Consider the following 22,379-nt stretch of genomic DNA (forward strand, 5'->3'; position numbering starts at 1 on the left):
CGTCTCGATCATTGTTCCGCTGGTGGAGCAGGTGATCGATGAACGGGTGGCTCGTGTACGGGCGTGTCGCCGCAAGGGGGGCTGTCCCATGCACCGAGGCAGCGGCGCCCCGAGACCGACCGCGCGGGCTGCGGTGCCGCGGGGTGGAAGGCCGAGCCGTCGGGGGACTGACGGGTACGGGTGGGGCAGGATGGAGGTATGCCGAACCGACTGGCTCACGAGACGTCCCCGTACCTGCTCCAGCACGCCGACAACCCCGTCGACTGGTGGCCCTGGTCGGGTGAGGCATTCGAAGAGGCCCGGCGGCGAGAGGTGCCGGTACTGCTCAGCGTCGGCTATTCCAGTTGCCACTGGTGCCACGTCCTCGCGAGTGAAAGCTTCGAGGACGAGGTCACCGCGGCCTTCATGAACGAGCACTTCGTCAGCGTCAAGGTCGACCGGGAAGAGCGTCCCGACGTCGACGCCGTCTACATGGAGGCCGTCCAGGCGGCCACCGGCCAGGGCGGCTGGCCCATGACCGTCTTTCTCACCCCGGACGCCGAGCCCTTCTACTTCGGGACGTACTTCCCGCCCGCGCCCCGGCACGGCATGCCCTCCTTCCGGCAGGTGCTGGAGGGCGTCCGGCAGGCCTGGGCGGACCGGCGCGAGGAGGTCGGCGAGGTCGCCGGGAAGATCGTGCGCGACCTCGCCCAGCGGGAGATCAGCCACCAGGGGGACGAGCCGCCCGGCGAGCAGGAACTCGCCCAGGCCCTGCTCGGGCTCACCCGGGAGTACGACCCGCAGCGCGGAGGGTTCGGCGGCGCGCCGAAGTTCCCGCCGTCCATGGTCCTGGAGTACCTGCTGCGCCACCACGCCCGCACCGGCGCCGAGGGTGCCCTGCAGATGGCCCAGGACACCTGCGAGCGCATGGCCCGGGGCGGGATCTACGACCAGCTCGGCGGCGGCTTCGCCCGGTACTCCGTCGACCGCGACTGGATCGTGCCCCATTTTGAGAAAATGCTTTATGACAATGCCCTTCTGTGCCGGGTGTACGCGCACCTGTGGCGGGCCACCGGCTCCGACCTCGCGCGCCGGGTCGCGCTGGAGACCGCCGACTTCCTGGTGCGCGAACTGCGCACCGGCGAAGGAGGGTTCGCCTCGGCGCTGGATGCCGACAGCGACGACGGGAGCGGGCGGCACGTCGAGGGCGCGTACTACGTGTGGACCCCCGAACAGCTCCGTTCGGTCCTCGGTGACGAGGACGGCGACCTGGCGGTCCAGTACTTCGGGGTGACCGAGGAGGGCACCTTCGAGCACGGGCAGTCCGTCCTCCAACTCCCGCAGAGCGAGGGCGTGTTCGACGCCGAGAAGGTCGCGTCCGTCAGGGACCGGCTGCTGACGGAGCGATCCGGGCGCCCCGCCCCCGGCCGGGACGACAAGGTCGTCGCCGCCTGGAACGGGCTTACGATCGCCGCGCTCGCTGAGACCGGCGCCTACTTCGGCCGCCCCGACCTCGTCGAAGCCGCCCTCGGCGCCGCCGACCTCCTGGTGCGCGTGCATCTCGACGAGCACGGCCGGCTCGCCCGCACCAGCAAGGACGGCCGCACGGGTGCCAACGCGGGTGTGCTGGAGGACTACGCCGATGTCGCCGAGGGCTTCCTGGCGCTGGCCTCCGTGACGGGGGAGGGGGTGTGGCTCGACTTCGCCGGGCTGCTCCTCGACCATGTCCTCGCCCGCTTCACCGACCCGGACAGCGGCTCCCTGTACGACACCGCCTCCGACGCCGAGCAGCTCATCCGCCGGCCCCAGGACCCCACCGACAACGCCACCCCGTCCGGCTGGACCGCGGCGGCCGGCGCCCTGCTGAGCCATGCCGCCCACACCGGCTCCGAGGCGCATCGCACCGCCGCGGAACGGGCGCTGGGTGTCGTCAGGACGCTCGGGCCGCGCGTTCCCCGGTTCATCGGCTGGGGGCTGGCCGTCGCGGAGGCGCTGCTGGACGGGCCCCGGGAGGTCGCCGTCGTCGGCCCCTCCCTCACCGACGAGCGGACAACAGCGTTGCACCGCACGGCACTTCTGGCCACCGCGCCGGGCGCGGTCGTCGCCGCGGGGACTGCGGACAGTGACGAGTTCCCGCTGCTCGCCGACCGCCCGCTGGTCGGCGGTGAACCGGCGGCGTACATCTGCCGCAACTTCACCTGTGATGCCCCGACGACGGATCCGGAGCGGCTGGGCGCGGCGCTGAACGCGCGCTGAGCAGCGCAGGGCCGGGAGGGTGCGGAGGCGGCGAACTGTCCGTATGTGACTGGGTGTTCGGATAGGTACCGCTTACCACACCACGTTCCGAAACACGTTATTTATCGGAACAGCTTTTGGACTTCACAGATCCCACCTACTGTCTCCACTGCGCACGACGGGTGTGACGCACCGTCGTGTGCACAGGGGGTAATGGGGATCTGGGGGGATCTTTTGCTGACGTCTGTCTTCGTCGCTGCCGTCTCACTGGCGCTGTTCTGGATGGCGGCTTTCACGCTGTGGTGGCAGATGCACGCGTGGCGCACGCCCGAGGTGCTCGCCTCCACCCGGTTCAGCAGACCGGACGGGGGTGAGCACCTGTCGTTCTCGCTGCTTCTGCCGGCCCGGCACGAGCAGGCCGTGCTCGACCACACCATCCAGCGGCTGCTGGAGTCCACACACACCGACTTCGAGATCATCGTGATCGTCGGGCACGACGACCCCGAGACCACCGCGGTGGCCGAGCAGGCAGCGGCCCGTGACCCGCGGGTGCGGGTGGTCGTCGACACCCACGAGAAGAAGAACAAGCCCAAGGCCATGAACACGGCGCTGCCGCACTGCCGCGGCGACGTCGTCGGGGTCTTCGACGCCGAGGACCAGGTCCACCCGGAGCTGCTCGCCCACGTCGACCACGCCTTCAGGACGACCGGGGCGGACGTCGTCCAGGGCGGCGTCCAGCTCATCAACTTCCACTCCAGCTGGTACAGCCTGCGCAACTGCCTGGAGTACTTCTTCTGGTTCCGCTCCCGGCTGCACCTGCACGCGCAGAAGGGCTTCATCCCGCTCGGCGGCAACACCGTCTTCGTGCGGACCGGTGTCCTCAGGGAAGCGGACGGCTGGGACCCCAACTGCCTGGCCGAGGACTGCGACCTGGGTGTCAGGCTCTCCAGCGTCGGCAAGAAGGTCGTCGTCGCCTACGACTCCGAGATGGTCACCCGCGAGGAGACCCCTGGCTCGCTGATGTCGCTGCTCAAGCAGCGCACCCGCTGGAACCAGGGCTTCCTGCAGGTGTACCGGAAGAAGGACTGGAGGCAACTGCCCTCTCTCAGGCAGCGGTTGCTCGCCCGGTACACGCTGATGACCCCGTTCCTGCAGGCCTTCTCCGGGGTGATCATCCCGCTCAACGCGGCCGTCGCGCTCTTCCTCGACGTGCCCGTCGGCGTCGCGTTCCTCACCTTCCTGCCGCTGGTCACGGCCGCCGTCACCTTCGTCTTCGAGATCGTCGGACTGCATGACTTCGGCAAGCAGTACGGCCTCAGGGTCCGCCTCGTGCACTACGCGAAGCTCGTCGTGGGCGGCCCCTTCTACCAGGTCCTCCTCGCCGGTGCCGCGATCCGCGCAGTGTGGCGCGAGCAACGCGGACGGAACGACTGGGAGTTGACCACTCATGTCGGCGCGCACCTCACCGCCGCCGAGCCCATCCGAGAGGACGTTCCTGCGTGACCTCCACCCTTCCCGCGGTGACCACGAAGACGGTCCCCGCGCAGGGCCGGCCTGCGCCTGACGGGCGTTCGACCGGCCGGACACGCCCGCCGGAGCGGCTCCGCTCCTCCCGCTCCGACCTGCTCCTGTGCGGCCTCCTGCTGGCGGTGATCCTCGTCGTCCAGGGCTGGAACATCGCCGACTACCCGACCCTCAGCGACGACGAGGGCACCTACCTCGCCCAGGCCTGGGCCGTCCAGCAGGGCCGGGGCCTGGCCCACTACACCTACTGGTACGACCACCCGCCGCTCGGCTGGATCCAGATAGCCCTGCTCAGCTGGATACCCTCGGCGCTCAGCCCCGGCTCGATGACCGTCGGTGCCATGCGGGTCGTCATGCTCGTGATCAGCGCCGTCAGCGCGCTCCTGGTCTACGTCCTCGGACGGCGGCTGTCCCTGCCCCGCTGGGCCGCGGGTCTCGGCACGGCCCTGTTCGGGCTCTCCCCGCTCGCGGTCGTGCTCAGCCGGGAGATCTTCCTCGACAACCTCGCCGCGATGTGGCTGCTGCTGGCGTTCTGCCTGGCCGCCTCGCCCAGCCGCCATCTGTGGCACCACTTCGGCGCGGGCCTCGCGGCCGCCGCGGGCGTGCTCACCAAGGAGACGATGCTCGTCGTCCTGCCCGCCCTGTTCGTCACCATGTGGCGGCACAGCCACCGCGACACCCGCAAGTTCGCGCTCACCGGAGCCGTCACCGCCTGCGTGCTGATCGGCTTCTCCTACCCGCTCTTCGCCCTGCTCAAGGGCGAGCTGTTCCCGGGCGCCGGGCACGTCTCGCTGTGGGACGGCATCAAGTACCAGATGTCCAGGCCCGGTTCGGGATTCATCCTGGACGCCTCCTCCGGCTCCCACGGCGTGCTGCACTCCTGGCTGTACTACGACCGGGTGCTGCCCCTGGGCGGCCTCGCCGGGGCCCTGCTGCTGATCGTCACCTGGCGCTGGTCGGTCACCGCCCGGGCGCTGGCCGGACCGGCCCTGACGGTGGCGATCCTGGCCGCCGTGGCCCTGCGTCCGGGCGGCTATCTGCCCGCCATGTACATCATCGGCGCCCTGCCCTTCCTCGCCCTGGTCCTGGCCGGCGGCGCCGCCTCCGTCGCCCACGCGGTGCTGCGCCGGTGGCGCACCGAGGGCGAGAGGCGCTACGCCACCGGCGGGCGGTACGCCCTCGCCGCCGTCCTCGCCGTCGCCGCCGGCGCCTATGTCGTGCCGCACTGGTACGACGGCGACCGCACCGCCCTGACCGCCGACGCCAACAAGCCCTACCGGCAGGCCTCCAGCTGGCTGAGCACGCGGGTCGAGCACCCCGAGCGCACCCGGGTCCTGGTCGACGACGCCCTGTGGCTGGACCTCGTGCACGCCGGATACCGGCCCGGGCTCGGCGTCATCTGGTTCTACAAGGCCGACCTCGACCCGGCCGTCACCAGGACCATGCCGCACGGCTGGCGGGACCTCGACTACGTCGTCGCCTCGCCGACCGTGCGCCGCGACGCCAAGGACCTGCCGAACGTCAGGGCCGCCATCCGGCACTCCGAGCCGGTCGCCACCTTCGGCACCGGGGACGACCGCATCGAGATCCGGCAGATCCGGACGGCAGCCGCGGGAGGCGCGCGATGACCAGCCACGAGCACACCGTTCCGGGCGAGCTGGGCGATCCGGCCGTCCAGGGTGCCGAGGTCGCCGAGCCCGGCGCCGTCACCATCGTCGTCCCGACCTTCAACGAGTCCGCGAACATCCGGCAGTTGCTGCACCGGATCACCGAGTCGGTGCCCGCCCGGCTGCCCTGCGAGGTCGTCTTCGTGGACGACTCCACCGACGACACCCCCGAGGTGATCCGCGAGGCCGCGCAGGACTGCCCGTTCCCGGTGGCCGTGCTGCACCGCGAGGAACCGGTCGGCGGGCTCGGCGGGGCGGTCGTCGAGGGGCTGAAGGCGGCGGCCTCCGAGTGGATCGTCGTCATGGACGGCGACTGCCAGCACCCGCCGTCCCTGGTGCCGGAGCTGGTGGCCACCGGCGAGCGGGCGAACGCCGCGCTCGTCGTCGCCTCCCGGTACATCAAGGGCGGCAGCCGGGCCGGGCTCGCCGACAGCTACCGGGTGGCCGTCTCGCGCGGCGCGACCTGGCTGACCAAGGCCCTCTTCCCGCGCAGACTGCGCGGCATCAGCGACCCGATGAGCGGCTTCTTCGCCATCCGGCGCAGCGCGGTCACCGCGGAGGTCCTCAAGCCGCTCGGCTACAAGATCCTCCTGGAACTGGCCGTGCGCAGCCGCCCCCGGCAGGTCGCCGAGGTGCCGTTCGTCTTCCAGGACCGGTTCGCGGGGGAGTCCAAGTCGAGCGCGCAGGAGGGCTTCCGTTTCCTGCGCCACCTGGCCGGGCTGCGCACCGCCTCGCCGGTGGCCCGCATGGTCGGCTTCGGCCTGATCGGCGCCAGCGGCTTCGTGCCCAACCTGGCCGCGCTGTGGGCGCTGACCGTGCTCGGCCTGCTCCCCCATGCTCAAATGAGCTCGCACGGGGGCACCCCCCTCGTCCTCGCCGAGATCCTCGCCAACCAGTTCGGCGTCGCCTGGAACTTCCTGCTCATCGAGCAGCTGCTGTTCCGCGACCGGCGTGCGCACCGCCGCTGGTGGGACCGCCTGGGCCGGTTCGCGCTGCTCGCCAACGCCGACCTGGTGCTGCGCATCCCGCTGATCGCGCTGCTCGTCGACCGGTTCGGCATGGGGGCGCTGCCCGCCACCGCGCTCGCGCTGGTGCTGACGTTCGTCCTGCGCTTCGTGGGGACCGAAGCGCTGGTCTATCTCCCGCGCAGGCGGGGGAACCGTACGACCGCAAGGAGAGCCGTGTGAACAAGCGCCGCAGACGGACCGCGCTGGCCGGGGTGGGGGTCCTGACCGCCGGTCTGCTCCTGACCGCACCGCAGCCGGCCCAGGCCGCGAACCTGGTGCAGAACCCGGGCTTCGAGACGGCCGGCACGGACGGCATGCCGTCCTGCTGGGAGAAGTCCGGCTGGGGCGACAACGACTTCAGCTTCGAGACCACCTCCGACGCCCACTCGGGTGCGAAGGCCATGAAGGTCACACTGACCCGCCGGGCCGACGGCGACCGCAAGGCCCTGATCACCGAGTCCACCGCGTGCGCGCCGGTGGTGAGCGTCGGCAGGCAGTACGACCTCGGGCTCTGGTACAGGACCACGACACCGGATGCCAACATCACGCTCTTCCGGCACGACGCCACGGCCGGCTGGCAGTACTGGACCGACCTGAAGACCCTGGACATGGCGAACGCGTGGACGCAGGCCACGGTCCGCACGCCCGAGGTACCGGCCGGCACCGACCGCATCACCTGGGGCGTCTCCGTCTACGGCACCGGTTCGGCGACCACCGACGACTACACCATGGAGCAGGTCCCGGACACCCTGCCGCCCGCCCAGTGCACGGGGACGACCGACCAGTGCGCGGACGGCAGCTGGTCGGTGCTGCCGACGCAGAACCCGGTCCGCTCCATGCACTCCGTCGTCCTCAACAACGGCAAGGTGCTCCTGATCGCCGGCTCCGGCAACAGCGAGGAGAACTTCCACGCGGGCACCTTCACGTCCGCGGTGTACGACCCGGCGAACGGCACGTACAAGGTCGTCCCGACGCCGAAGGACATGTTCTGCGCGGGCCATGTGCAGCTCCAGGACGGCCGGGTGCTCGTCCTGAGCGGCAACAAGGCCTACCCGGTCGCGGGCGGGCACGGCTACGAGGGGTTCAGGGAGTCGTACGTCTTCGACCCGAAGACCGAGACCTACAGCAGGACCAACGACCTCAACGACGGCCACTGGTACCCCTCGGCGACCGAGCTGGGCAACGGTGACGTCATCTCCTTCGGCGGCCTGCGCGAGGACTCCACCGGCTCGGTGACCGCCGAGCTCTGGTCGGACAAGGACCAGCAGTGGCTGCCGCTGTCGAAGGTCAACCAGACCTGGTCGTACTGGGGCCTGTACCCGTCGATGATCCTGATGCAGGACGGCCGGCTCTTCTACTCGGGCAGCCATGTCTTCGGCAACAACATCCCCGGCACGGGCTCGGCGGTCTACGACTACGGCGCGGGCACCGTCACCCAGATCCCGGGGCTGCGGAACAAGGACGAGCGGGACCAGTCGGCCAGCGTGCTGCTGCCTCCGGCCCAGGACCAGAAGGTCCTCACCATCGGCGGCGGCAACATCGACTCCAACCCGGACGCGGGCCGCCTGACCGATCTGATCGACCTCAAGCTGGCGAACCCGTCGTACATCGCCGGGCCGCAGATCCCGCAGGGCACGGTGGACCTGGGCAACGGTCCCCGGCCGGAGACCGGCAACCAGGGCAAGATGTACGTCTCCGCGGTGCTGCTGCCCGACGGCAAGGTGCTGGAGACGGGCGGCGCGCTGCACAACCGCGCCGACCCGGTGTACGAGGCCTCGGTCTACGACCCGGACACCAACACCTTCGACCCCGTCGCCGCCGACCCCGAGTCCCGCGGGTACCACTCCTCGGCGTTCCTGCTGCCCGACGGCCGGGTGATGGCCACCGGCGACAACCCGGGCAACGGCACCTGGAACCACAACGTGTCGATCTACACCCCGCCCTACCTCTACAAGGGCACCCGGCCGGCGATCACCTCGGTGATCGACCAGGAGTGGAAGTACGGCGACACCCAGCGGATCACCGTCGACCGGCCCATCGCCAAGGCCGAGCTGATCCGGCCGGCCGCGGTCACCCATTCCTCCGACCCGAACCAGCGCTTCGTCGACCTGCCGCTGTCCGTCGACGGCAACAACGTCGACCTGAACGTGACGAGCAACCCCGACCTGGCCCCGCCCGGCTGGTACATGCTCTTCGCGGTGGACTCCCATGGGGTGCCGTCGGTGGCCAGGTGGGTGCACCTGCGGGGTCCGGCCGCACTGAGCGCCTCCGCCGCCTCCGCGCACGTCCATTCCTTCGCCGACGGCCTGAAGGGCGCGACCTCGGGGCCGGGCAGGAAACGGTCCTCGCAGAAGGTCAGCCCCACGATCTCCGGGTGCGACCGGCACTACGGCTCGGTCAACGTGTGCGTGCCGACGGTGTTCCCGCCGCAGGTGAAGAGGACGGCCGCGGGACGCTGCGCCTGGCTTCGGCAGAACCACTACGGGCGGCTGAAGGTCAACGGCGGGGACGATCCTGCGGGGTTGGACCGCAACGGGGACAAGGTCGCGTGCGGGAGGGGCGACGTGCGGTAGTCACTGCGGGCGCGTGGGGGCTGGTCGCGCAGTTCCCCGCGCCCCTTCAGGGCGCTTCAGGGCGCGTTCCACGATCGCTTCCAGCTGGTCGTGGTGCGCGCCCTTCCAGTACGCGCGGTGGCACTTGGTGCACTGGGCGAACACGTCGTAGGAGCGCTGCGTGCCGCCCTTGAGCTGGTCGGCGACCTCTTCCTTGGTGGCCTGCTTCAGCAGGCCGTTGCACGCGGTGCAGCGGGTCCAGGGGCGCAGGACCGGGGCGAAGCGGTCGAGGACGTCCTGGAGCTGGTCGTCGGGGCGGGTGCTGTAGATGTAGGCCCCGGCCCACAGCTCACGGCGGCGCAGCAGGCCCCGGTCGCGGCTGAGCATGACCCGCTGCTCCGCCGCCGAGCGGGCGGCCAGCGCCGGGTCGCCGATGTCGGTCGACTCGTACGCCGCGTCCACGCCGAGCAGACGCAGCCGGCGGGCGAGGGTGCCGAGGTGGACGTCGAGGAGGAAGCGCAGAGGGGCGCCGGGGACCTGCTGCGGGCGTTCCACCGCGCGGACCGAGACGCGCTCGGCCGCCGCCGGGATGTGTGACGTCGGCACCTCGCGGCCGTCCACCACCAGCGCGCCGACCTCCGTCAGCGGGATGCCGAGGGACTCGATCACATGGCCGAGGGTCGAGACGCCGTCCGTGCCGAGCGCGGTGGCGCCGGCGCGCCGTGCGGGCGGCACGAACAGGTGCAGTGCGGGGGCGACTTCGACGTGGATCTCGGGACCGTTCACCTGGCCAGCATGGCACGGCCGGCGGTCGCAGCCTCAGGGTTTTGCGGCGGGCAGGCCGTCGTCCAGGACGTCCAGGGCGCGGTCCATGAGGTCCGCCAGCTCGCCCTGGTGGCCGTTCTCCGCCCAGTACAGGGAGACCTCCATCAGACCGCCGATGAGGGACATGGCATACACCCGCACCTCCAGGCTGTCCTCCGCCAGACCCGAGCGTTCCGCGACGGCCCGGCGCAGCAGCAGGCCGGTGGCCGACATGCTCTCGATCATGCGGGCGCGCACGGCGGGGACCTCCGCGGTCAGGCGTGTCCGCAGCCGGGTCACCTCGGGCCCCTCGCTCATGCCCAGCGTGACGGCCCTGCGCATCACGTACCGCAGGGAGTCGGTCAGCGGCTCGTCCGCCGGGCGGGCGCGCAGTTCCTCCAGCAGGAGCGCGTCGTACTCGTCCGTGAGGACGATGTCCTCCTTGGTCGGGAAGTAGCGGAAGACGGTGGACGGCGACACCTCCGCCCGCTCGGCGATCTGGTCGATCGTCGTGGCGTCGTAGCCCTGTTCCCCGATCAGGGCGTACGTCGCCGCGCGGATCGCCTCCCGGGTCTTGATCTTCTTGCGTTCACGCAGACCGAGACGGGGCCGGTCGGCGGCGGAGGCGGAGGATTGTGCGGCCGTCATGCCCGTCATTGTCAGGCATTCCCCGCGGGCTCGGCCACGACCGGCATCTCCTCGCCCTCCGTGCGTCGCACGACGGGGGTGTTCGGCAGGAACGCCGCGGCCAGCAGCGCGGAGACCAGGGCTGCGGCGCCGCACACCAGCAGGACGATGCCCATGCCGTGGACGTAGGCGCCGTTCGCGGAGGCGGCGAGGTGGGCGGACCCGGTCCTGTGGGCGATCACGTGCGCGGCGACGACCGAGTCCCCGGCGGTGTGGGCGGCGGGTGCGGGCAGGCCGGTCACGTCCAGCCGGTCGCGGAAGACGTTGGCCAGCAGGCTGCCGAGCAGGGCGATGCCGATCGCGGAGCCGACCTGGCGCAGGGTCATCAGCAGGCCGGAGCCGCTGCCGGCCCGGTCCCGGGGCAGGGTCGCGAGGGCACCGGTCATGGCGGGCACGAGCGCGAGGCCGAAGCCGAGGCCGGCGACGGAGAGCCACAGGGCGGTGAAGCCGTAGCCCGAGCCGGTCGTCGTGCGGCTGCCGAGCAGGGCGGCGAAGGCCAGCACGACCAGGCCGGCACTGACCGCGGCGCGTGCTCCGAAGCGACTGGCGAGCGGGGGAGCGAACTTCGCGGCGACGGACAGGCCGAGGACCATGGGCAGCATCCGGACGCCGGTGCCGAGGGTGTCGTTGCCGAGCACCGCCTGCAGATAGGGCGGCAGCACGAACATCAGCCCGGACAGCACGAACATCACCAGGGTCGCGGCGACGGTGTTGAACAGGAAGCCGCGCTGGGTGAGCAGGCTCATGTCCAGCATGGGGTGGCGCACTTGGCGCGAGCGCAGCACCAGCCCGGTGATCAGAAGTGCCGCCGCGGCGAACATGCCGAGGATCAGCGGATCGCCCCAGCCGCGCTCGGGGGCCTCGATGATCGCGTAGATGAGGGTGCCGAGCCCGCCGACGGTGAAGGCGGTGGAGAGGCTGTCGACCCTGGGGGAGGCCGGGTTGCCGGTCTCGGGCAGCAGCAGGACGCAGGCGAGGATGCCGATCGCGACCATGGGGATGTTGATCAGGAAGACCGAGCCCCACCAGAAGTGGTCGAGCAGCCAGCCGCCGATGATCGGTCCCAGCGGCAGGCCGAGGGCCGAACCGGTCGAGACGAGGCCGAGGGCCTTGCCCTGCTCGTCGGGTGCGAACAGCGACGGCAGCACGGACATCGCCAGCGGTGTGATCAGCGCGGCGCCGACGCCCATCACCGCGCGGGCGGCGATCACCAGGTTCACCTCGCCGGCCAGGGCGCCGAGCAGGGAACCGGCCAGGAAGATCACGAGCCCGGTGATCAGCATCAGCCGTCGGCCGAACCGGTCGCCGAGCAGGCCTGCCGGGAGCATCAGGGCCGCGAAGACGACGACGTACGCGTCCGCCATCCACTGCTGCCCGCCGGTGGTCGCGCCGAGCTGTTCCGCCATGGTCGGCAGGGCCACGTTGAGGATCGTCATGTCGAAGCCGAGCACCAGCATGCTCGCGACCAGGGCCCCGAGGGCCCACCAGCGGCGGGGGTCGTGCCGAGTGTCGTGGGTGTGCGTGACAGTGGTCATGAAATGAGAGTAGCTCTCAAAATCGAGGAGCTGTCAAATGAAATCTGATGCCAGCACAGAAAACGGCCACGGCTCGGGAGCCGTGGCCGGATGGCGGGAAGGGGGAGGGGCTATGCGTGCTGGTACGCCACCAGCGAGATGCCGACGTAGTGGACGACGAACGCGGCGAGGGTGAGGGAGTGGAAGACCTCGTGGAAGCCGAACCAGCGCGGTGACGGGTTCGGGCGCTTGATGCCGTAGATGACGCCGCCGGCGCTGTAGAGGAGGCCGCCGACGATCACCAGGATCAGGACGGCGATGCCGCCGGTGCGCATGAAGTCGGGCAGGAAGAACACGGCCGCCCAGCCCATCGCTATGTAGCAGGGGGTGTAGAGCCAGCGCGGTGCGCCGACCCAGAAGACGCGGAAGACGATGCCCGCGGCGGCCGCGGCCCAGATGCCCCACAGCAGCCACTGGCCCTTGGCGCCGGGCAGGAGCAGCATGGTCAGCGGGGTGTAGGTGCCCGCGATGATCAGGAAGATGTTGGCGTGATCCAGGCGGCGCAGGATGCCGTCCATCCGCGGGCTCCAATTGCCCCGGTGGTACAGCGCGCTGACGCCGAAGAGCAGGCATGCCGTCAGGGCGTAGATCCCGCAGGCGATGCGGCCCCTGGTGGAGTCGGCGAGAGCGGTGAGCACGAGGCCCGCGACCAGCGCGGCCGGGAACATGCCGAGGTGCAGCCAGCCGCGAAGCCGGGGCTTGATCGGATGTGACTCGGAGGGCGCGGCGGGACCGCGGCCGGCGGCCGGCGTGTCCGTGGGCGCGTCGGGGACGGGCGCAGTCATGCCCGGCATGGTACCTACGCCACCGTAAGTCGCGCGTCAGCACGCTCTGATGAACACGCACAACGCAAAAAGTCCTTCCGTTGAACTCCATGTGGACGCAAAGAATCACGGAAACCGTGGCGTTCCTCACGCCGCTCACCTGTGATGCCCTCTGGACAGATGGGCACTAGAATCGGATGATCAAATGAGTGCGGTCGGCACCGGATGAGCGGCTACGAAGCGTCCGGGTCGCAGCCCCCACGGGGCGACAAGACAAAAAATCCCTCAATTAGGAGCAATCGTGGCGCGCGACATCGCGGCTCCCACCGGCGTCCCCACCAACCACCAGGAACTGATCTCGTGGGTCAACGAGATCGCTGAACTGACCCAGCCGGACAACGTGGTCTGGTGCGACGGATCCGAGGCCGAGTACGAGCGTCTCAGCGAGGAGCTCGTCACCAAGGGGACCTTCAAGAAGCTCGACCCGATCAAGCGCCCGCACTCCTACTACGCCGCCTCCGACCCGACCGACGTCGCGCGCGTCGAGGACCGGACCTTCATCTGCTCCGAGAAGGAGCAGGACGCGGGCCCGACCAACCACTGGAAGGACCCCGCCGAGATGCGGGAGATCTTCTCCGGTGAGCAGGGACTGTTCCGCGGCTCGATGCGCGGCCGGACCATGTACGTCGTGCCGTTCTGCATGGGACCGCTCGGCTCCCCGCTGTCCGCGCTCGGCGTGGAGATCACGGACTCCGCCTACGTCGCCGTCTCCATGCGCACGATGACGCGCATGGGCCAGGCCGTCCTCGACGAGCTGGGCGACGAGGGATTCTTCGTCAAGGCCGTGCACACCCTCGGCGCCCCCCTGGAGCCCGGCCAGGAGGACGTCCCCTGGCCCTGCAACTCGACCAAGTACATCTCCCACTTCCCGGAGAGCCGCGAGATCTGGTCGTACGGCTCCGGCTACGGCGGCAACGCGCTGCTCGGCAAGAAGTGCTACGCCCTGCGCATCGCCTCCGTCATGGCCCGCGACGAGGGCTGGCTGGCCGAGCACATGCTGATCCTCAAGCTCACCCCGCCGCAGGGCGAGTCCAAGTACGTCGCCGCGGCCTTCCCCTCCGCCTGCGGCAAGACCAACCTCGCCATGCTGGAGCCCACGATCTCCGGCTGGACCGTGGAGACCATCGGCGACGACATCGCCTGGATGCGGTTCGGCGAGGACGGCCGGCTGTACGCGATCAACCCCGAGGCCGGTTTCTTCGGCGTCGCGCCCGGCACCGGTGAGCACACCAACGCCAACGCGATGAAGACGCTGTGGGGCAACGCCGTCTTCACGAACGTGGCGCTCACCGACGACGGCGACGTCTGGTGGGAAGGCATGACCGAGGAGTCGCCCGCCCACCTGACCGACTGGAAGGGCAACGCCTGGACGCCGGCGTCCGAGACCCCGGCCGCCCACCCGAACGCCCGCTTCACCGTCCCGGCCTCGCAGTGCCCGATCATCGCGCCCGAGTGGGAGGACCCGAAGGGCGTGCCGATCTCGGCGATCCTCTTCGGCGGCCGCCGCGCCACCGCGGTGCCGCTCGTGACGGAGTCCTTCGACTGGAACCACGGCGTCTTCCTCGGCGCCAACGTGGCCAGCGAGAAGACCGCCGCCGCCGAGGGCAAGGTCGGCGAACTGCGCCGCGACCCCTTCGCGATGCTGCCCTTCTGCGGCTACAACATGGGCGACTACATGGCCCACTGGATCGACGTGGCCAAGGACAAGGACCAGTCCAGGCTGCCGAAGATCTACTACGTCAACTGGTTCCGCAAGAACGACGAGGGCAAGTTCGTCTGGCCGGGCTTCGGCGAGAACAGCCGCGTCCTGAAGTGGGTCGTGGAGCGGCTGGACGGCAGGGCCGAGGGCGTCGAGACCCCGATCGGCGTGCTGCCGGCCAAGGGCGCGCTGGACACCGACGGTCTCGACCTGTCCGAGTCCGACCTGGACTTCCTGCTCACGGTCGACAAGGACGTCTGGCGCGAGGAGGCGGCCCTCGTCCCCGAGCACCTCAACACCTTCGGCGACCACACGCCGAAGGAGCTGTGGGACCAGTACCGCGCGCTGGTCGAGCGCCTGGGCTGAGACCGACAAGACTCCACGGCCGGTTGGGATGCCCTGACCAGCGATCGTCACGGCCGGCCGTGGTGACACCGTCGAGGGCCCCGCACAACGGCGTGCGGGGCCCTCGTCCATGCCGAAGCGCCGTCGGCTGCGGCTCGCGCCTACTGCGAACGGTCCTCCAGGTACCGCGTGTGCGTCTCCTGGCGCCGGGCCTCCGTGTCGCGCAGGGCCGCCGCCAGGCGTTCCGCCTCCTCGCACAGCAGGGTGAGCTGCCGTTCCAGGTGCCGCTCGGGCGGCTCGGTGCCCGGGGCCAGGCGGGTCCACCACCTGGTGCGCACGAAGGTGTCGACCGCCTCGGGGACGTCCTGCCGCACGGCCCGGGACAGCGTGTGCACGGCCTCGGGGTCCTGGGCGAGCAGCTCTGCGGCCCAGCCCGGGTCCAGCAGCGCGCCCAGCAGGTCGGTCAGTTCGGTGAGGCGGGTGCGCAGGGCCTGCGGCACGTCGACGTCGGCGAGGTAGGCGCCGAGCTTCGCGAAGTCCTCGCGCACCGCGTCCAGCTGCGCCGACGGGTCCGGGAACCGGGGCAGGGCAGGCCGCTCCGGCGGGGCGATCAGCGCGCCCGCGCCGTAGAGTCCGGCGACCACGACGGGCCAGTACGGGCCCGCGACCCCGGTGAAGGTCAGCACCAGACCCAGCAGGCCGCAGGCGCCGCCGGCGAGGTTCTTGCGGGACTCCAGGTAGCCGAGGACCTTACTGGTAGCCACGGATCTCCTCGAAGGCGCCGTCCAGCGAGCCGTGCCGGGCGTCGAAGAGGCGGCCGCCGGTCAGGTCGGCGATGTGCGCGAGTTCCGCGCGGTCGGAGTCGCCGAAGAGGATCGGGAAGACGGGGGTGTCCCGCCGGGTGCCGGTGAGCCGGCGGTAGAAGCCGTCGAACTCCCCGGCCTTCGCGCCGGTGGTGTTCTCGCCGTCGGTCATCAGCACGATCGAGGTGAACGTGTCGCGGCCGGTGCCGAGGTGGTCGTAGGCCTTCTCCAGGGAGGTGTAGATCGCCGTGTTGCCGTCGGCGTCGAGGGAGTCGGTGTCCCGGCGGATGGCGTCCAGGCCGGCCTTCGGGTCCCCGGGGTCCACCACGTGCGTCCGCACGCTCTTGACGTCCGAGCCGAACGGCATCAGCGTGACCTCCTCGCGGTCGCGGAAGTCGCCGGTGAGGCCGGTGAGCGCCTTCTTCAGCGCGCTCAGCCGGCCGCCCTCCATGGAGCCGGAGGTGTCGAGGACGTACACGGTGCGCGAGGGGCGCCGCAGCTCGTTCTCGTACGAGCTCAGGAGCCCGTCGGCGACCGAGCGGCTGCCCGGGAAGGGCAGTTCGCGGCGGCGGCCGGTGTCGAGCCCGGCCGCCGGCGGCACCGAGGGCACGACCGGGCGCCGGCGGGTGGTCGCGGTGATGAGCCTCTGCACGGCCTCGGTGCGCAGGTCGTCCGCCACCTTGCGGACGTCGTCGCGGGTGCGGGCGCCGGTCGAGGAGAGCGAGGAGAGCGGGTAGTCGGCGGTGACGACGCCGTCGGCGGGGCGGATCACGGTCAGCCCCGGGATGCCCTTGAGGACGGACTCGTAGTTGAACAGGGCGTCGACGGTGCCACGCCTGCGGTACGCCGTCGCCAGCCAGCCCGACGAACCCGACGTCAGCTTCTGGCCCTTGAAGAACTGCTTCAGCCGGGGCGTCGCCTTGGCCACGTCCGCGTCCGTCAGCGCGGACTGGGCGCCGGACAGGGCCGAGGCGACCGAGATCAGCGTGGAGAAGCCGGAGTTGGAACGGGCGGGGTCGGTCATGCCGTAGGTCAGCCCGCCGTTCTGCACCGCCTGGTCGACCTGCGCCCAGGTGACCTGCCCCGGCTTCCAGCCGAGCGTCCGGACGGTGGCCGGTCTGACGCCGATCGCGACCGGGCTGGACATGACGGGCGTCTCGGAGACCACCTTCTTCGCCGCGTCGGGGCGCAGCCGCAGGTAGTCGTCGGAGGACAGCCACAGCGCGTCGTACCTCCCGTCGGCCCTGCCCCTGGCGAGCAGGTCGACGGCGTCCAGGGTGCCCATGTAGGTGGGGCGGATCGTGACGCCGGTGTCCTTGCGGACGCGGTCGAAGACGGCGGTCATGTCACTGAGTTCGCTGGAGGCGAGGACCCGCAGGGTGCCGGGCTTCGGGGCGGTGGCGTCGTCCTTGTGCCCCTCGGCCGTGCAGGCGCTCAGCAGGGCGGCGGCGGTGGCGAGCAGGGCCAGCGCGCGCCCGGTGCGTCCGGTCGTCATCCCAGTCCGCCCTCCAGCGCGTTCTGCGAGCGGCTGCGCTCCAGGTGGGCGCTCGCGCTCTGCAGCTCGTCCGTCAGGGACCGGATGGTCGTGGCCATCGCCTCGGTCGCCTGCACCTTGTAGGTGTCGATGGTGTCGAGGGTGCGGTAGATCTGCTGGAAGGCCGAGCGCAGCGTGTCCGCGCCGACGGCCGGGTCGGCGGCGATGCGCTGGATCTCGCCGCTCTGGGTGGCGAGCATCTCCGCGTTGCCCCGGATGAGGTCCTCGGTGGTGCCGCGCAGCGCGTTGACCTGCTCGACGACCTTCTTCTGGTTGTCGAGCGCGGAGGCCAGCATCACGGAGATGCGCAGGGCCGAGACCGTGGTGGTGGCCGCCCGGTCCACGCCCTTGATCAGCTCGTCGTTGTTGCGGCGTACGACGTCCATGGCGAGGTAGCCCTGTGCGCACACCGCGAGCTGGGTGAGCAGGTCCTGGTGCTTCTGCCGGACGGGGAAGAGGACGTCGGCGCGCAGGCCGTCGGCCTGCTCCGGGTCCGTGACCCGGTCGATGTGCTGCTCGACGGCGCCGTCCAGGGCCTCGGTGAGGACGACGTACTCCTGGAGCTTGCCCATGGTCTCCCACAGGCGGACCCGCTCGGTCTGCAGCGCGGCGTTGTCGCGGCGCAGTTCGTCCTGGCCGCCGCGCAGCGAGCCCACGATCCTGTTCAGGGTGCCCTGCGCGGAGGCGTACTTGGCGACGTGGTCGCGCAGCCTGGTGCCGCCGGGCAGCTTGGAGAGGAACTTGCGGGTCCGGCCGGCCGGCAGGTCGCGCGGGTCCAGGTCCTCGACGACCCGGCGGAGTTCCACCAGCGACCCGGCGACCTTCGACTGGGCGTCCCCGCCCTTGTCGGGCAGGCTGCGCACGGCCCGCTCCAGCATGCGGTTGGACTGCACGGCGGCGGCGCGCATGTCACCGGCGCCGAGGGAGGTGATCTCCCCGATCCTGCTCGCGAACTCGGGCGAGCGGGCGTCGAGCGAGGCGACCGCCTCGACGTAGCCGGCGGCCTTGCGCGCCATCTCGGCACGGACCCCGTCCTCGACGGGCACGAGCCCGCCGGCCTTGTCCCGGGGCACGGGCGCGACGGCCTCGGGCGGTGTGAGCGTGAACTCGCCGTCGCCGGGCGGCGTGAGCGAGAACCCTTCGTCTGCCGTGGTCATGTGCTGTCCCCCCGTCATCCGCGCGCCCGGCGGGCCATCTCGTGCAGCACCGCGGAGGTGGGCACGGGCGCCTGCCGGACGCCGGTCAGCTTCTGGTTGAGGTAGTCGGTGTGGTCCGCGGTGGCGGCGGCGAACTCGGCGGCGTCGCCCTGCGGCCGCAAGCCGTGCCGGACGGCGAGCCTGCGCAGGGCCGGGTCGGTGCTGAGCAGTTCACCGAGCGCGCGGCCGTTCGCGTCGAGCGGTACGACGGTGTGGTCGCTGTTGACCGTGGTGTCCGGGTAGAGCACCACGAGGTCGTCCGCCCCGGCGCCGTGCTTCTGGGAGAGCAGCGAGGCGACCTGCGACTCGTACACGAGCACCAGGGGGTTGCCGGCGCCGCTGACGAAGTCGCGGAAGACCGCGTCCGAGCTGGACTGCTGGGCGCCCTGGACGCTGACCAGCTTGTGCAGCAGGGGCGCGGTGCGCCCGACGTCGGCGTCGTTCGCGGCCACCTTGCCGCCGCCCGCGACGTAGGAGGCCGCGGCGAGGTAGAGGGCACCGGAGTTGGAGGTCTCGGGGTCGGTGCTCGCGATGTAGAGGGTGCCGGTCAGCTCCCCGTGCCGGGACGCTCCCCTGAGCTGCTGCCAGGTGCGGTCGTGCCGGGCGGCGTCCAGATAGGCGGCCATCTTCAGCGTGCCGCGGCTCTTCCCGTCCAGGACCGCCAGACCATTGGCGGCGAGCACGTCGGCGGCGCTGCGGTGGGCCACGACCACGAGGGGCGAGTAGAAGGGCCGCGGCAGCGGCTCCTGCACGTGGTACTTGGCGGCCAGCTGGTCGGCGGGCGCCTGGCTGGACGGGAACGCGAAGTCGTACCCCTTGAGGTCCAGGCCCTCCATGGCCCAGGAACCCGATGCCTCCGTCCTGACGGTGAAGCCCTTGGCGGCAAGGGCCTTCACCACGTCGGGATCGGCGAAGAAGTCCGCCTTCTCCGAACCGATCACTCCTCGCACGGTCTTCGTTGCCGTGCCCTTGTCCTCCCCTTGACGGCCCACGACGACGGCGATGACCACGCCGCCGATCAGCAGGACCGCGAGGACGATTCCCGCGATACGTCTCACGCCGGGGAGCGTGCTCCCGGAATCCAACGTTCCCCGTGGCGGCCGGTGAACGGTGGGTGACATACCGGCCCCGGCACTGCAACGCCCCCAAGGGGCCCACGGCGAACGGCGCGTGGAGCGCCTCGGAGGGGCGCGGGGAACTGCGCGAGCAACCACGAACGACCGGCAGTCGCAGGACGGAACAAGCCGAAACGGCGCAACGCACCACGGCTGGCCCGACGCGGTGTGTGGCGCCCGGTCCGCGCGTCGCTGCGGTGCACGCGGACCGGGGCCGTCGAGGGGACCCCTGGAGCGGGGTCAGTGGGCCGTGCTCAGTTCCTTCGGCCCGGCCGGCGCAGCGGTGTGCGCGTCCATGCGTTCGGCCGCGAGGATCGCCGCCGCCGTGTCGGCGCGCGAGGCGGCGACCACCAGAGCCCGGCCCGCGAGCGCGTGTGCCCGCCGGTGCAGGTCCTCGGGCGCCCCTGCGGCGGCCGGGGCCGCCCGCAGCGGGGTACGTCCGCCCCGCAGCCGGGTCACCTCACCGGCGAGCCGCTCGGCGGCGGTGTCCAGGTCGCCCGAGGGGGCGAGGGCGCGCAGTTCGTCGGTGACGGCGAGGAGCGCGGCGAGGTGCCCGGCGAGCTGGATGTCCAGCTCCTCCTCGCGCGACCGGTGGGGAAAGTCGGACGGGGTGCCGGCCACCGTGCTGTGGACCGACTTGGTGCGGATCGGTTCGTACATGGGGGATGGCCTCCTGTGCTCTGACAGGAAGCCATCCTAGCTTGGATTTCGTCTAAAGTTGAGTCTGGTCACGGACTGCGGTCCGCCGGTCTCCGTCCGCTACGGCTGGCCGTATCCGTCCAGGAAGGTGCCGATCCGTGTCACCGCGTCCCGGAGATCACCGGCGCTCGGCAGCGTCACCACCCGGAAGTGGTCGGGCTCGGGCCAGTTGAAGCCGGTGCCGTGGACGACCATGATCTTCTCCTGGCGCAGCAGGTCCAGCACCATCTGCCGGTCGTCCTTGATCTTGAACACCTGCGGGTCGAGGCGCGGGAAGAGGTACAGCGCCCCCTTCGGCCGCACACAGCTGACGCCCGGGATCTGCGTCAGCAGCTCGTAGGCGACGTCCATCTGCTCCTTCAGCCGCCCGCCCGGCAGCACCAGGTCGTTGATCGACTGGCGTCCGCTGAGTGCGGCGACCACGCCGTGCTGCCCCGGCATGTTCGCGCACAGCCGCATGTTGGCCAGGATCGTCAGGCCCTCGATGTAGGAGTCGGCGTGGGAGCGCGGGCCGGAGACCGACATCCAGCCGACCCGGTAGCCGGCCACCCGGTACGCCTTCGACATGCCGTTGAAGGTCAGCGTCAGCAGGTCGGGGGCCACGGCCGCCGTGGGCGTGTGGGTGGTGCCGTCGTAGAGGATCTTGTCGTAGATCTCGTCGGAGCAGACCAGCAGGTTGTGCCGGCGGGCGATGTCGGTCAGGCCCCGCAGCATCGCCTCGTCGTAGACCGCACCCGTGGGGTTGTTCGGGTTGATGACGACGATGGCCTTGGTCCGGTCGGTGACCTTGCGCTCGATGTCGGCGAGGTCGGGCATCCAGTCGGACTGCTCGTCGCAGCGGTAGTGGACGGCCGTGCCGCCGGACAGGGAGACGGCCGCCGTCCACAGCGGGTAGTCCGGGGCCGGGACCAGGACCTCGTCGCCGTCGTCCAGCAGCGCCTGCATCGCCATCACGATCAGCTCGGAGACGCCGTTGCCGATGAAGACGTGCTCGACGTCCGTCTCGATGCCGAGGGTCTGGTTGTGCATGACGACCGCACGGCGGGCTGCCAGCAGGCCCTTCGCGTCGCCGTAGCCGTGTGCCGTCGAGACGTTGCGGAGGATGTCCTCCAGGATCTCCGGCGGACACTCGAAGCCGAAGGCGGCGGGATTGCCGGTGTTGAGCTTGAGGATGCGGTGACCGGCCGCCTCCAGCCTCATCGCCTCCTCGAGAACCGGGCCCCGGATCTCGTAACAGACGTTGGCGAGCTTGGTCGACTGGATCACCTGCATGCCTGTGAGCTTACGGCCCGGTAACGCCTCGTGGGCCGTGTTGTCCGCCACGTGGGACCCGGAGGTTTGTGCTGTTATCGCCGGTAGCTGTCCCGGAAGCGGCCCGCCTCTCTAGAATCCGCCGCCATGTCCACCGAACGCGACCACGGGGCGGGGGCGCACGGCGCGCAGGGAGCGGACGCCGGCCCTGACGGCCGCCCGAACGTGTACCACCCGCAGACGGGCGCCGCCCCCTCGTACGAGGAGTACGCCGATCCGGCCTCCGCCCATGGCTGGCACCACAACGCCTACGACGAGACGGCCCGGCTGCCCGTGGTGCCGGCGCCGCGTGAGCCCGCCGAGGGCCGTGCGGAGCGCCGGCGGCGGCAGCGGCGCACGGGCTCACGCCGCCGGACGGTGATCCTCGCCGGGGCCCTCGGTGCCGCCGGGACGGTCGCGGTGATCGCGGCGCTGGCGGGCGGCTCGGACTCCCCGGGGCCGGGCAGGACCGGTCCGTCCGGCCGCGGGCGCGTCGCCGCCGGTGACTCCGCCGCCGCGAGCCCGCGCACGGACACCGGCTCCGCGTCCGCCGCGACGGCCACCGGCACGTCCGGGCCGGCCGCGCCGTCCGGCCCGGCCGCCTCCCCGGCCGTCACCGCGTCCCGGCCCCGGGCGACCGGCGGGCCGACCGTCGCGACCGCCTCCGCCCAGGCGCCCGCGGTGTCCCGCCCGCCCGTGCCCACCGGTACGACGGCAGGCCCGACGGTCTCCGCGCCCGGCTCCCCGGGCGGCTGGAAGCACGGTCGCGGCGGCCGGTGGCACCACCACTGACCGGCGGGCGACGCTTTCGCCGCCACGGGAGGCGTAACGGGCGCCGTCCCGGG

At 71.3% G+C, this 22,379-nt stretch carries 17 protein-coding genes; 7 read left to right on the forward strand and 10 right to left on the reverse strand.

The window, feature by feature from the left end; all coding sequences use genetic code 11:
• Positions 1-198 precede the first annotated feature (198 nt).
• From ACFZCP_RS01260 to ACFZCP_RS01280, 5 genes are all read left to right on the forward strand, one after another.
• Positions 199-2,235 (forward strand): DUF255 domain-containing protein, encoded by a 2,037-nt coding sequence (locus ACFZCP_RS01260; protein WP_391422968.1) that lies wholly within the window; start codon positions 199-201, stop codon positions 2,233-2,235.
• Positions 2,236-2,448: 213 nt separating this feature from the next.
• On the forward strand, positions 2,449-3,717 hold the full coding sequence (locus ACFZCP_RS01265; RefSeq protein WP_391422970.1) for a glycosyltransferase: 1,269 nt from the start codon (positions 2,449-2,451) through the stop codon (positions 3,715-3,717).
• Positions 3,714-5,366, forward strand: coding sequence for a glycosyltransferase family 39 protein (locus ACFZCP_RS01270; RefSeq protein WP_391422971.1), 1,653 nt, complete (start codon positions 3,714-3,716; stop codon positions 5,364-5,366). The genes ACFZCP_RS01265 and ACFZCP_RS01270 overlap by 4 nt, the downstream gene beginning before the upstream one ends.
• Positions 5,363-6,592, forward strand: coding sequence for a glycosyltransferase (locus tag ACFZCP_RS01275; RefSeq protein ID WP_391422972.1), 1,230 nt, complete (start codon positions 5,363-5,365; stop codon positions 6,590-6,592). Before ACFZCP_RS01270 ends, ACFZCP_RS01275 begins: the two co-directional genes overlap by 4 nt.
• Positions 6,589-8,985 (forward strand): galactose oxidase-like domain-containing protein, encoded by a 2,397-nt coding sequence (locus tag ACFZCP_RS01280; RefSeq protein ID WP_391422974.1) that lies wholly within the window; start codon positions 6,589-6,591, stop codon positions 8,983-8,985. The genes ACFZCP_RS01275 and ACFZCP_RS01280 overlap by 4 nt, the downstream gene beginning before the upstream one ends.
• On the opposite strand, the gene ACFZCP_RS01285 is transcribed toward ACFZCP_RS01280, so the two are convergent.
• The 4 genes from ACFZCP_RS01285 to ACFZCP_RS01300 form a co-directional block, all read right to left on the reverse strand.
• The gene (locus ACFZCP_RS01285; RefSeq protein WP_391422976.1) at positions 8,986-9,750 is read right to left on the reverse strand and encodes a Mut7-C RNAse domain-containing protein; all 765 of its coding nucleotides are present in this window, start codon (positions 9,748-9,750) and stop codon (positions 8,986-8,988) included.
• Positions 9,751-9,783: 33 nt separating this feature from the next.
• A complete protein-coding gene (locus tag ACFZCP_RS01290; RefSeq protein WP_362688357.1) occupies positions 9,784-10,425 on the reverse strand; it encodes a TetR family transcriptional regulator in 642 nt (213 codons plus the stop codon).
• A 2-nt stretch (positions 10,426-10,427) separates the two neighbouring features.
• Positions 10,428-11,990, reverse strand: a complete 1,563-nt coding sequence (locus ACFZCP_RS01295) for a DHA2 family efflux MFS transporter permease subunit (protein ID WP_391422978.1) — start codon at positions 11,988-11,990, stop codon at positions 10,428-10,430.
• Between the two features lie 110 nt (positions 11,991-12,100).
• A complete protein-coding gene (locus tag ACFZCP_RS01300) occupies positions 12,101-12,814 on the reverse strand; it encodes a hemolysin III family protein (protein ID WP_391422980.1) in 714 nt (237 codons plus the stop codon).
• 280 nt (positions 12,815-13,094) lie between these two features.
• Here ACFZCP_RS01300 and ACFZCP_RS01305 point away from each other — a divergent pair, with 280 nt between their 5' ends.
• Positions 13,095-14,918, forward strand: a complete 1,824-nt coding sequence (locus ACFZCP_RS01305) for a phosphoenolpyruvate carboxykinase (GTP) (protein ID WP_391422982.1) — start codon at positions 13,095-13,097, stop codon at positions 14,916-14,918.
• A gap of 140 nt (positions 14,919-15,058) precedes the next feature.
• Here the strand turns inward: ACFZCP_RS01305 and ACFZCP_RS01310 are convergent, their stop codons facing one another.
• From ACFZCP_RS01310 to ACFZCP_RS01335, 6 genes are all read right to left on the reverse strand, one after another.
• On the reverse strand, positions 15,059-15,661 hold the full coding sequence (locus ACFZCP_RS01310; RefSeq protein WP_391422984.1) for a hypothetical protein: 603 nt from the start codon (positions 15,659-15,661) through the stop codon (positions 15,059-15,061).
• Positions 15,648-17,195 carry a substrate-binding domain-containing protein gene (locus tag ACFZCP_RS01315; protein WP_391422986.1) on the reverse strand — a complete coding sequence of 516 codons (1,548 nt, stop codon included), beginning with the start codon at positions 17,193-17,195 and terminating at the stop codon, positions 15,648-15,650. The genes ACFZCP_RS01310 and ACFZCP_RS01315 overlap by 14 nt, the downstream gene beginning before the upstream one ends.
• Positions 17,192-18,391, reverse strand: coding sequence for a toxic anion resistance protein (locus tag ACFZCP_RS01320; protein WP_391422988.1), 1,200 nt, complete (start codon positions 18,389-18,391; stop codon positions 17,192-17,194). The genes ACFZCP_RS01315 and ACFZCP_RS01320 overlap by 4 nt, the downstream gene beginning before the upstream one ends.
• Before the next feature lie 14 nt (positions 18,392-18,405).
• On the reverse strand, positions 18,406-19,488 hold the full coding sequence (locus ACFZCP_RS01325; protein ID WP_391422990.1) for a substrate-binding domain-containing protein: 1,083 nt from the start codon (positions 19,486-19,488) through the stop codon (positions 18,406-18,408).
• 297 nt (positions 19,489-19,785) lie between these two features.
• Entirely contained in the window at positions 19,786-20,205 is a 420-nt protein-coding gene (locus ACFZCP_RS01330; protein WP_391422992.1) for a hypothetical protein, read from the reverse strand.
• A 99-nt stretch (positions 20,206-20,304) separates the two neighbouring features.
• Positions 20,305-21,516, reverse strand: a complete 1,212-nt coding sequence (locus tag ACFZCP_RS01335) for an aminotransferase class I/II-fold pyridoxal phosphate-dependent enzyme (protein ID WP_391422994.1) — start codon at positions 21,514-21,516, stop codon at positions 20,305-20,307.
• A gap of 126 nt (positions 21,517-21,642) precedes the next feature.
• Here ACFZCP_RS01335 and ACFZCP_RS01340 point away from each other — a divergent pair, with 126 nt between their 5' ends.
• Positions 21,643-22,326, forward strand: coding sequence for a hypothetical protein (locus ACFZCP_RS01340; RefSeq protein ID WP_391422996.1), 684 nt, complete (start codon positions 21,643-21,645; stop codon positions 22,324-22,326).
• The last annotated feature ends 53 nt before the right edge of the window (positions 22,327-22,379 follow it).

Source organism: Streptomyces sp. NPDC007971, from assembly GCF_042958635.1.
Taxonomy (GTDB): domain Bacteria; phylum Actinomycetota; class Actinomycetes; order Streptomycetales; family Streptomycetaceae; genus Streptomyces.

What these genes read in the sequence shown, in the direction of transcription:
- ACFZCP_RS01260 (WP_391422968.1), top strand. Translation starts at nt 199, where the DNA reads ATGCCGAACCGACTGGCTCACGAGACGTCCCCGTACCTGCTCCAGCAC.
- ACFZCP_RS01300 (WP_391422980.1), bottom strand. Translation starts at nt 12,814, where the DNA reads ATGACTGCGCCCGTCCCCGACGCGCCCACGGACACGCCGGCCGCCGGC.
- ACFZCP_RS01320 (WP_391422988.1), bottom strand. Translation starts at nt 18,391, where the DNA reads ATGACCACGGCAGACGAAGGGTTCTCGCTCACGCCGCCCGGCGACGGC.
- ACFZCP_RS01275 (WP_391422972.1), top strand. Translation starts at nt 5,363, where the DNA reads ATGACCAGCCACGAGCACACCGTTCCGGGCGAGCTGGGCGATCCGGCC.
- ACFZCP_RS01335 (WP_391422994.1), bottom strand. Translation starts at nt 21,516, where the DNA reads ATGCAGGTGATCCAGTCGACCAAGCTCGCCAACGTCTGTTACGAGATC.
- ACFZCP_RS01340 (WP_391422996.1), top strand. Translation starts at nt 21,643, where the DNA reads ATGTCCACCGAACGCGACCACGGGGCGGGGGCGCACGGCGCGCAGGGA.
- ACFZCP_RS01330 (WP_391422992.1), bottom strand. Translation starts at nt 20,205, where the DNA reads ATGTACGAACCGATCCGCACCAAGTCGGTCCACAGCACGGTGGCCGGC.
- ACFZCP_RS01295 (WP_391422978.1), bottom strand. Translation starts at nt 11,990, where the DNA reads ATGACCACTGTCACGCACACCCACGACACTCGGCACGACCCCCGCCGC.
- ACFZCP_RS01290 (WP_362688357.1), bottom strand. Translation starts at nt 10,425, where the DNA reads ATGACGGGCATGACGGCCGCACAATCCTCCGCCTCCGCCGCCGACCGG.
- ACFZCP_RS01315 (WP_391422986.1), bottom strand. Translation starts at nt 17,195, where the DNA reads ATGACGACCGGACGCACCGGGCGCGCGCTGGCCCTGCTCGCCACCGCC.